Here is a 10764-nt window from a genome sequence, read left to right on the forward strand (position 1 = left end):
GTTATTGTCTTCAATCAGTGACTGCCTAGCAATGAAAAACCCCATTCATAATTGAGCGGGGTTTTTTTATAGCACTTCGTTTAGCTTAGCCAGCAATCTTGGTTTAGCAACCACTTATAGCTTAGTCATTCCAAGCATCACGGTTGGCTTCATCTTTTAATTTCACAAAATTGTCTGGGTCAAATTTGATTTGATCGGGGGTTTTGCCCTCTTTCACCTGACGCTCGTAATCTTTCAAGATACGGAAAGCCACCGGAGACAGCAAGACGATAGCGACTAAGTTGGTAATGGCCATTAGACCCATCGACAGATCGGCGAAGTTCCAGATAGCGGGTAGGCTAGCAATAGACCCAACAAACACCATTCCCAATACTAAAAATCTAAACACCATGATAGAGACTTTGGCATTTTTATCGCCTGAGATAAACTCTAGGTTGGACTCACCGTAGCTATAGTTGGCGATAATAGAGGTGAATGAGAAGAAGAAAATAGCAATCGCGACGAAAATAATACCCCAATCGCCAACAAACTGCGATAAGGCCAATTGCGTCAACTGAATGCCTTCTTGTTCAACTTCAGGATTGACCACGCCCGAAAGAATGATGATAGAGGCGGTAGCGGTACAAATAACGAGCGTATCCATAAACACACCCAGCATCTGCATAAAGCCCTGTACGGCAGGATGGTCCGGATGACTCTTAGCAGTAGCAGCGGCGTTTGGTGCTGAGCCCATACCGGCTTCGTTAGAGAATAGACCCCGCTTGATACCGTTAATCATAGCTTGGGCAATACCATAGCCCAGTACACCGCCCGCGGCTTGTTCAAAACCAAACGCTGATTTCACAATATGAGCAATGGCTGCAGGAAACTGAGAAAAGTTGGTAGCGATAATATAGAGCGCTAACAAGATATAAAGGATAGCCATGACCGGGACGACTTTACCCGCGACTCGGGCGACTGAACGCAGCCCACCAAAGACAACAGGAGCGACTAAGGCAACCAACACTAGGCCGGTAACCCAAGTAGGCACGCCAAACGCTTCGTTGGTCGCTAGCGCAATAGTATTAGACTGAACCCCGTTAAAGGCTAAGCCAAACGCGACCAATAAACACAGCGAAAAGAAAATCGCCATCCAACGTTGGCCTAGACCACGCTCAATATAATAGGCCGGTCCACCACGATAGACATTGTCCGTATGCGGAACCTTATACGCTTGCGCGAGAGTGGACTCAATGAAACTGGTCGACATACCGATGATAGCTGTCATCCACATCCAAAATACTGCACCAGGCCCACCAATATAGATAGCAATGGCGACGCCCGCTAGGTTACCGGTACCCACCCGTGCAGCCAAAGAGGTCATCAATGCTTCAAAGGAGCTGATACCCCCATCTTTACGGCCCTGCCCTGAGGTGCGTAGTAAGCTCCACATATGACCAAAATGACGGAACTGAATAAAACGAGTGGCGATAGTGAAATATAAACCGGCACCGATAAGTACGAAGACTAAAATCCCCAACCAAGGATTATTTAACAGCACCCAGTTATCGTTACCCCAAATAAAGCTATTGCCATAACTGACAAAACTATTAAACCAATCAAACATAAGTTTGTCCTTTTGTAACGGTTTTATAAAATGTGTGGTCAAGTCTAGCGGCCGTTATACCTATTTAATGCCCTAAAAACCCTGTTAAGCCTGTTAAGCCTGTTAAGCACTTATTAAGACTCTGGATTACGCCAACTTAGTCAAAACCCTTTAACAGAATGTTTTTGCTATAAAAATAGCGCTCAGTGCTACCAAATAAAAACAGGCCTAAATGCCAGGTTGCCCCATACCGAGCTTTATAACTTGTTACGCTAGGGTAAACAAGGGTTTTATTCATTCCAAGTTTTATTGCAGGCAGGCTGCAAGCAAACTGAAACGCAGTTAATGCTTTGCTTGACACTAAAAAACAGAGATTTTTAAATCCATCTTAGTATTATTATTAATAATAAGACTATTAAAATATATTTAACTAATCTATACTAATTTCGATAATCATTCTTATTTAAAAAATAAACACTAGTTTATAGAAAATATTTTAATTCTTTAACAAAATACAAAATCTAAAACTATTTTGTTGATAAATACTGAATTTTGTGACTAAAATGATACACTGTGATAACACTAATGATAGTCCAGTAGCAATTAAGCTAAATTCAAGCCTAATCAACTACGTAAAAGCGCTTGGGTAAATTAATTAAGTCTAATAGATAAAAAATTTTGCTTGGGATTAGACCAGTTACCCTTTTAAAATTGGCTATTATCACAGTGTATGCTCTCGCTAGGATGCTCAGAGACCACAATTGACAAAGGAGTTGTCATGTTATTTCCCTCTATTGCACTACCTCTTATTTTTCCAAAACAACTTTTGTAGAGTATCGCTGTCTTATGGGCAGCGCTCATAGTTCCTTTTGCGTTATAGTTTTTGCCTAGCCATTAAAATAATTTTTAGAAATCGTAGTCAAACATCGCTGCAATAAGTTAAGAAAGTAGAAGTAGTAAAGCTATGTATATAGCTGTCTCGAGCTTACTGTATTACTGAAATTTTTAGGGTATAAAGGGCTCATTTTTATTTATCAGACAAAAGGAGTTGTCTTATGGATCATAACACCGACCCATCTGGATATTGGAAAGCCAACGTCCGCCTCATTTTCGGCTGTCTCTTCGTATGGGCGCTCGTCTCATACGGTTTTGGCATCTTGCTTAGACCCTTATTAGCCGGTATTGCCATTGGTGGTACTGATTTAGGCTTTTGGTTCGCTCAGCAAGGTTCCATTATTTTCTTCATAATAATCATTTTTTTCTATGCCTGGCGTATGAACCAGCTAGATAAAAAATATGGCCTTGACGAGGAGTAGCCCATGAGTCAATTTGCTATTAATATTATCTTTGTGGGCTTATCTTTTGCCTTATATTTTGGGATTGCTATTTGGGCGCGCGCAGGCTCTACCAGTGAATTTTATGTGGCAGGGGGTGGCGTTCACCCTATTTTGAACGGTATGGCTACGGGCGCGGACTGGATGAGTGCCGCGTCTTTCATCTCTATGGCTGGTATCTTGGCCGCTGGCGGTTATGCCACTTCTAGTTATTTGATGGGTTGGACCGGGGGCTATGTGCTCTTAGCCATGCTACTTGCTCCTTACTTACGTAAGTTTGGTAAATTCACCGTACCTGCCTTTATCGGGGACCGATTCTACTCCAAAACCGCGGCTCTAGTGGCGGTAGTTTGTTTGATTTTGGCTTCTACCACCTATGTTATCGGGCAGATGACTGGGGCTGGGGTGGCCTTCTCGCGCTTCTTAGAAGTTGAAAACACTACTGGCTTGTTGATTGCTGCAGTCGTCGTTTTCTTCTATGCAGTACTGGGCGGCATGAAAGGGATTACTTATACGCAGGTAGCGCAGTATGTGGTGCTTATCGTGGCCTATACCATTCCTGCGGTCTTTATCTCTTTGCAGTTGACAGACAATCCAATCCCAGCGTTTGGTTTGTTCTCAACCCACACTGAAGCTGGTGTGCCTCTATTAACTAAACTGGATCAAGTCGTAACGGATTTAGGCTTTGCTGCCTATACCGCTGATGTGCCAAACAAACTTAACATGGTGCTATTCACTTTATCACTCATGATTGGTACTGCGGGTCTCCCTCACGTCATCATTCGCTTTTTCACTGTTCCTAAAGTTGCCGATGCTCGCTGGTCAGCAGGTTGGGCGCTAGTATTCATCGCGTTGCTTTACTTCACAGCCCCTGCTGTTGGTGCTATGGCGCGTCTAAACCTTATCGACACTATCTATCCACAAGGGGTTAATGAGCCTGCTATTAATTACGAGCAACGTCCTGACTGGATGAAAACTTGGGAAGACACGGGTCTAATCAAGTATAACGACCTCAATAACGATGGCCGTATCCAGATGTATAACGACAGTGGTCTTGGTGCTGCTGAGCTTGCCTTAACCAATGCACAAACGGAAGGCGGTGACGTCGGTGCAGCGACTACCGCTGTAGAGACTGCACGTACAGCCCATGCTGCTGAAAATGATGGTAAATTCGCTGATGCTGGTTGGGCGGGTAACGAACTTGATGTGAATAATGACATCCTAGTATTGGCCAACCCAGAGATTGCTAATCTACCACCTTGGGTCATTGGTTTGATCGCAGCAGGTGGTCTCGCAGCCGCGCTATCTACTGCCGCCGGTCTGCTCCTTGCTATCTCTTCAGCCATTAGTCACGACTTAATTAAAGGCCATATCAACCCTAATATCACTGATAAAGGCGAGCTGATGGCTGCCCGTGTCGCTATGGGGGTTGCGATTGTAGTAGCGACTTGGCTCGGGATTAACCCGCCAGGTTTTGCCGCACAGGTGGTCGCCCTCGCCTTCGGTATTGCCGGTGCCTCGTTGTTCCCTGCGCTGATGATGGGTATCTTCTCTAAGCGTATTAACAATCATGGTGCGGTCGCTGGTATGTTAACAGGTCTCCTCACTACCTTAGTCTACATCTTTGTTTACAAAGGCTGGTTCTTCATTTCCGGTACTGCTAACCTACCGGACACTGAGCAATACTGGTTATTCGGTATCTCTCCGCTATCGTTCGGTGCTATTGGTGCCCTGCTTAACTTCATCGTCGCCTTCATAGTGTCTATGATGACCAAAGCGCCACCTTTAGAGATCCAACAATTAGTAGAAAGTGTCCGTTATCCACGCGGTGCAGGTGGTGCAATAGATCACTAATCACAGCAAAAGCTGGTCTATTGATAGCCAAATCGTTCTATAATCATATCACTCATAAGTTGTTAGGACTTATGGGTGATTTTTATTTCAGTAGAGGAAAAATACCTAATGGTTTATGAATTTATTGCGACGCTTGCAGCTGCGTTTGGTATGGCAGGTATCGCGCTTATTATCAGACATTTATCTAAATTAGCAGGGTTTCAGGCGCCTAAATGGCTGATTCCTCTATTTGCCGCAATTGGTATTTTCGCCTTTCAGATTCATCAAGAATACAATTGGTATAAGCAAGAAGTCGCCAAGCTGCCAGCCGGTGTGGAAGTGGTTAAGGATATTGCCGAGACCTCTTGGTATCGTCCCTGGTCTTATTTGACACCGCAAGTTGTGCGTTTTATGGCGGCAGACGTTGGACAGGCGCATGCCTCTAAAGCCGACCCTCAAGTCAAACTGGTCAATATTTACCTGTTTGAGCGTCGCATGAGTACCAAGCGCATCCCTCAAGTTATTGATTGTGGCAATGGACGCCGAGCAGATTACCTGCCGCCAGGGATGCGAGATCCGGCTGAAACTAACGATGCGAATGCCAACCGTATCCCCAACAGCGCCAGCAATCTAGATAATCTTAACTGGGTAACGCTTACTAGCGAAGACCCGCTGTTTATAGCGGTCTGCAAATAGATTGACTGGTAAAGTTGCAAGCATTCGCTTTCTAAGAGAGATATAGCGCTAGCACTTGCTATCCAAGCTGCTAGCGTATTTTTTTATATTCATGTTTAGAATTAGCGCCTATTAACAACCCCGCACACAGCCCGCCAAAATGCCCCGCAAAAGAGATGCCACTTTGTGGAATCAAACCCTGCTTAATGGTGAGCCAATAGCCAGTGCCCATAACGAGGCAGGCTGCTAGATAACCCCAACGTCTGGCAAATACTGCTCCACCAATCATAAAGCCGAGCATAGCAAAAGCTAAGCCTGAGGCGCCGATATGTATTGAGAAGGGCGAGCCTAAACCCCAAGTCATCAAACCTGCAGCGATAATTAAAATCCATACAGTGCGGTAGGCACGCTGCTCAAATAAGCCAAATAAAAATAAGATTTGTACTAGGACTAAAGTATTGCCTAATAAGTGACCAAAACTGCCATGCATCGTCCAGGAAGCAAACACACCGATAAGGCTACTTAACTCTAAGCTACGCGGAATAATACCCAAACGATTCCACGCCCCAAATAGCACAGTGCTGTTCAAAAAGTACAGCAGCCACATGGGGAGCAATACTGCGACGTATAAGTCAATGACCTGCTTGATACGCTGGCCGATTAAGGTCATTACATTTTGCCAAGTCATAGTTTTCATAGGTCGGTTTTAAGCCTCCTTAATACTACGTAATGGCTTGAGCAGGGGCGGTATGGCCGAGGTCGTGGCAGGGCTATGCAATAGTGAGGTGGAATGGTAAGGCACCAATGCTGAAGGCACCACATGACGCGCCGCATCGATATGCTTAATAGAATCATCAAAAAAGATATGTGGGGCAAAGGTTTTGAGTACCGCGGTCTTCTCTAACCCGCCTAAAAAGAAAGCCATATCCACATCCACGCCCCACTCTCGCAGGGTTTTAATTGCCCGCAAATCTGCCGGTGCATTACGCGCGGTCACTAAGGCAATGCAAATAGGTTTATAAGTGAGGGTCGTGGGCAGACGTTTTTGTAGCTTAGACAACTTAATCAGCAATTCAGCATAAGGGCCCTTCTCTATAGGCAAGTCGCTCATCTCCGCCTCTCTATCATGAAAAGCTTTGAGTCCCTGCTGTTTATAGAGCAGCTCTCCTGAGTCATCAAATAGCACCGCATCACCATCAAAAGCAATGCGCAGTTGCTCGGTATCTAGCTCATAAGTATTGACCGGCGTTGCATCTAAGATGGCACAGGCACAGATTTTGGCATCAGCGACTTGTTGGGCGTCTTCGCGATTGGTGGTCAAAAATAAATCCACCTTAAAATCTGCAATATAGTCGGCTACCCGACCGCCTGAAATGAAAGCGGACCGGGTAATACACAGACTGTGACTGCGGATAGCATTGAGGACTTGAATGCCGGTATCAGGGCTATTTTTTGACACCACCACCACTTCAATTAAGGGGGCATTATTTTCATAGTCCTGAGGGTCTTTGCCACCGCAATTGTTCAAATTCAGTAAAGCCTGAATCAATGGATAGCCTGCTCCGGTATTTAACGGATCGTTTTCCCGCTTACGCATATAAGCACGGAATTTATCGATAGCGGTAATAGGGTCTTTTTTGACGAGATGCTGCAAATGCAGTTTGGTTTCACTCATATCAAACAAAGCGCTTGCTGATATGGCTACGATCAGCGTATTAGAAAGGTCGATTGCCATAATATAAGGGCCGTAATCTATTGAAAGTTTCTATCATACCACCGCCCTTAGCGCAAAAAAAACCACATTGTTGTGACAACAATGTGGCAGGAGAAACGGTCGGAATAAAGGGATAGTAGTGTAGCTTTTTGCTTAATAACGGCTTACTGATTTACTACTTGTTAAAAGCTACTTGCTTAACAAGCCCAACGATATCACTGGGAACGCAATCAATAATATCAGTCGAATCAAGTCCGAGACAATGAAAGGCGCTACCCCCTTAAACATATCAGCGAGCTTGATATGCGGTGCCATAGCTTTAATTACGAATATATTCATACCCATAGGCGGGGTAATTAGACCCAACTCAACGGTAAGGACAGCAATGACGCCAAACCAAATCGGATCATACCCTAAGGCTAGAATAATAGGGAATACTACGGGAATGGTGATAACTAGCATCGCCAAAGCATCCATGAATAGCCCTAAAACGAAATACATGACTAAAATACAGATTAAAACAATCAATGGGCTAACTGCTAAACCACCAATCCAAGTCGCCAAGGTAAAAGACATGCGGGATACAGAGATAAAATACCCTAGCGCCTCAGCACCTAATAACATAAAGAAAATTACAGCGGATAAAGCTAAGGTCTCAACCAGTGACTGCTTTAAGCCTGCAAAACGCATTCCCTTAAATACAGCATAGGCCCAAGAGACAAATGCCCCCACTGCTGCCCCTTCGGTAGGGGTAAATAAGCCAAAGAAAATACCTGCAATAATAATGATAAAAATAAAGCTGAAAGGAATAAGACCGGTCAAGGATATTATCTTATCTTTCCACGAGGTCTTTTCACCGCGCGGTGCTAGATGCGGCTTCCAACGTACCATAATCATCACGGTAATGGAGTACATGACCATGCCCAACATCCCCGGCATAAAGCCAGCGATAAACATATCGCCTACCGATTGCTGAGTCAAAATAGCATAGACCAGCAGCGCAATACTTGGGGGAATCATGATACCTAAGGTACCGCCTGCCGCTAAGATACCGCAGGCAAACCCAGGCTGATAACCGTACTTTTCCATCTCGGGTAAAGCCACTCGCGTCATCGTCGAAGCAGTGGCTAAAGATGAGCCTGAAATCGACGCAAAGATCCCTGAGGAACCAATGCCGGCTATACCCAGACTGCCCCTGACCCCACCGAAAATAGTACGAGTAGCATCAAAAAGCTTACCTGCCATGCCCGAGTGAGCGGCAAAGACTCCCATTAAAACGAACAGAGGAATGGCACTAAAATCATATTTGGCTAATACGTCTACCGGCACATCTTTTAGCATCTGTAGCGCGCCACTGGGCGAAGTGACTACGCCAAACCCAACTAAGCCGACACCTAACATTGCGAGCGCAACCGGAACCCTAACCAGTACCAATATAATCATGCATATGATACCGATCCCACCAATAATTTCTGGACTCATGCGCCTGTCTCCTCGGCATCAAAGAACTCGCCCGTTTTGAAAATATTAATAGATTCAATAAAAGCACGAATAGCCAGTAGCAGGCTTAGAAAGGCACTTAACCCATAGATAGGCATCATACTAACTCTAAGATCTTGCGTTACCTTACCAAATTTGACCGCATCAATAGCGCTCTCGTAGAGGCCCCATGCAAATACAAGACCTATCACAAAAAAGCCCATCATAAAGACGCCCATCATGTAGCCTTTGATAGAACGCGGCATTTTTTGGGTAAAGACGTCTACTATAATTTGTGAGCGTTCTACAAAGGCAGCAAAAGCGGCCAACAGCGCAAACAGCATAAAATAAGAGACAATCTCCACACTACCTTTAACCGTAAATCCAAGCTCACCCCCGGTGAGCTTGAAGACGTAACGGGCGGCTACATCGGCTATGGTTACCAGCACAATGATGACCAAACTGACGCCACCAATGAACTGGCATATCCTAGCAATGATGTGACTAATTTTGACCAAAAATTCCATGTGTCACCTCCAATAGGTTAGACCTTACAGGCAGCACTGGCCGCTTTGGCTTTCTCATAAACACCCTGAGAATCTAAGCCCAACTGCTTCACATCACTAAGATATTTCTCTGTGCCTTTTAGCAGAGGACCTTTCCAAGCTGGATCATTAAGAGGGTCTGGAATATCGATGACCTCATCCCCTTTATCTCTAGCGGCTTGAATTGCCATTTGATCATGCTTATCAAAGACTTCACCAACCTTCTTCGCCATAACCATACCTGAGTTGTCATCCAGCACTTTTTTTAGGTCATCAGGCAGTTTGTCATAGGCACCTTGGTTCATTGTGACCATCAAAGCGGAACTGTAAAAAGGAATGTTGGTATGATATTTGGTGATTTCATCAATTTTGAAAGTCGTAACCGCTTCCCAAGGGAAACTGAGGCCATCGACGACACCGCGTTGTAGCGAGGTATACATATCATTGGCCGGTAAGCCGACAGGTGAGGCCCCCATGCTCTCAATAATGTCACCCGCGACTGCTGAAGGACGGCGAATACGCATACCTTTCATGTCTTCAGGGGTCTTAATGAGTTTATTAGTGGTGTGCAAAGTACCAGGGCCTGCGCCATACATGAACAACATGTGCGAGTCTTCGTACTCACTAGCGATAGTGCCATCTTCATAAAGGGTTTGTAGAATACAGCCCATCTGTGTAGCTGACCCTGATAAGCCTGGCAATTCAGCGATTTGCGTTAGAGGGAAGCGACCACTGGTGTAACCATGCGCCTGAGAGCCAATATCGACCGTGCCTTTGACCGCAGCTTCATAAGTGACGTCAGCTTTACTTAGCGTGGCCGAAGGATACAACTCTACTTTTAAACGACCGTTAGAATCGGCTTCTACTTTTTTGGCCCACGGCTCAAACACCTCTTGGTTGATCGATGAGGTTGCTGGCCAAAAATGGGAGAAACGTAAAGTAGTGACCTCACCTGAGCCTGTAGTGGCTGCATCTGCGCCGGCCTCGTTACTAGAAGGGCTAGAGCAGCCCAAAAGACCCAATGCAGTGATAGTGGCGATAGACAAAGATGATAAGAATTTCATTATCAATTCCTTTTGATAATTAACTAAGAGAAGGCCTTAAGAGATAAAAATTGGCCCACAAACAAAGGACTGGTTTTATTAATGTTTTTATATAGAGATATCCAGCTATAGTGATTTTTTTAGTAAAAATAACAATGATATAGCCATATTGACAGCTCACAGCCAAACAGTTTTCCTCAAGTCCCTTTGAAGATACAGTTACAAAATATCAACTATAATGATATAAGTCAAATCATTTTAACGTTTTTCTGTGAGATTATTGGTTTATAGATAACTATAGGTTCAAATGTGTTTTTTGCATCAAATAATAGGCTATAGCTAAGGTGGCTTTTAAGACAAAAAAATAATTTTCAGTCAATTAGTCCAGATAACTACATAATTTTAAAAAACAAATAGCTTTAGATAATTAAATTTTAAACACAACAAAGCCCCCAGTGCGTAGCACTGGGGGCTTTGTGATTTGGAGCTAGGAATACGAAACTATAGGCAAAGAAAAGCCCCAACTAACATAGTTAGTTGGGGCTAATCAGGGTAT

Annotated in this window: 9 protein-coding genes; 3 read left to right on the forward strand and 6 right to left on the reverse strand. The window is 44.4% G+C overall.

Annotated elements, in window-relative coordinates; genetic code table 11:
- Positions 1–121 precede the first annotated feature (121 nt).
- On the reverse strand, positions 122–1606 hold the full coding sequence (locus tag ACZ2XM_RS13830) for an alanine/glycine:cation symporter family protein (protein ID WP_490589573.1): 1485 nt from the start codon (positions 1604–1606) through the stop codon (positions 122–124).
- Positions 1607–2640: 1034 nt separating this feature from the next.
- On the opposite strand from ACZ2XM_RS13830, the gene ACZ2XM_RS13835 reads away from it, so the two are divergent.
- The 3 genes from ACZ2XM_RS13835 to ACZ2XM_RS13845 all read left to right on the forward strand — a co-directional run bounded on the left by ACZ2XM_RS13835 (position 2641) and on the right by ACZ2XM_RS13845 (position 5448).
- A complete protein-coding gene (locus tag ACZ2XM_RS13835; RefSeq protein WP_490589572.1) occupies positions 2641–2901 on the forward strand; it encodes a DUF4212 domain-containing protein in 261 nt (86 codons plus the stop codon).
- Positions 2902–2904: 3 nt separating this feature from the next.
- Entirely contained in the window at positions 2905–4773 is a 1869-nt protein-coding gene (locus tag ACZ2XM_RS13840; RefSeq protein WP_490589571.1) for a sodium:solute symporter family protein, read from the forward strand.
- A gap of 75 nt (positions 4774–4848) precedes the next feature.
- Positions 4849–5448 carry a hypothetical protein gene (locus ACZ2XM_RS13845; protein ID WP_490589570.1) on the forward strand — a complete coding sequence of 200 codons (600 nt, stop codon included), beginning with the start codon at positions 4849–4851 and terminating at the stop codon, positions 5446–5448.
- A 70-nt stretch (positions 5449–5518) separates the two neighbouring features.
- Here the strand turns inward: ACZ2XM_RS13845 and ACZ2XM_RS13850 are convergent, their stop codons facing one another.
- From ACZ2XM_RS13850 to ACZ2XM_RS13870, 5 genes are all read right to left on the reverse strand, one after another.
- Positions 5519–6115 (reverse strand): rhomboid family intramembrane serine protease, encoded by a 597-nt coding sequence (locus ACZ2XM_RS13850; RefSeq protein WP_490589569.1) that lies wholly within the window; start codon positions 6113–6115, stop codon positions 5519–5521.
- Between the two features lie 18 nt (positions 6116–6133).
- Positions 6134–7162, reverse strand: coding sequence for a 5'-nucleotidase (locus ACZ2XM_RS13855; protein ID WP_490589568.1), 1029 nt, complete (start codon positions 7160–7162; stop codon positions 6134–6136).
- Between the two features lie 168 nt (positions 7163–7330).
- Positions 7331–8623: a TRAP transporter large permease gene (locus tag ACZ2XM_RS13860; RefSeq protein WP_490589567.1), complete on the reverse strand. Its 1293-nt coding sequence runs from the start codon at positions 8621–8623 to the stop codon at positions 7331–7333.
- On the reverse strand, positions 8620–9147 hold the full coding sequence (locus ACZ2XM_RS13865; protein ID WP_490589566.1) for a TRAP transporter small permease: 528 nt from the start codon (positions 9145–9147) through the stop codon (positions 8620–8622). Before ACZ2XM_RS13865 ends, ACZ2XM_RS13860 begins: the two co-directional genes overlap by 4 nt.
- 17 nt (positions 9148–9164) lie before the next feature.
- Positions 9165–10229: a TRAP transporter substrate-binding protein gene (locus tag ACZ2XM_RS13870; protein WP_490589565.1), complete on the reverse strand. Its 1065-nt coding sequence runs from the start codon at positions 10227–10229 to the stop codon at positions 9165–9167.
- Between the last annotated feature and the right edge of the window lie 535 nt (positions 10230–10764).

The sequence above is a fragment of the Psychrobacter sp. CoH-33_TS_01 genome (assembly GCF_058189395.1).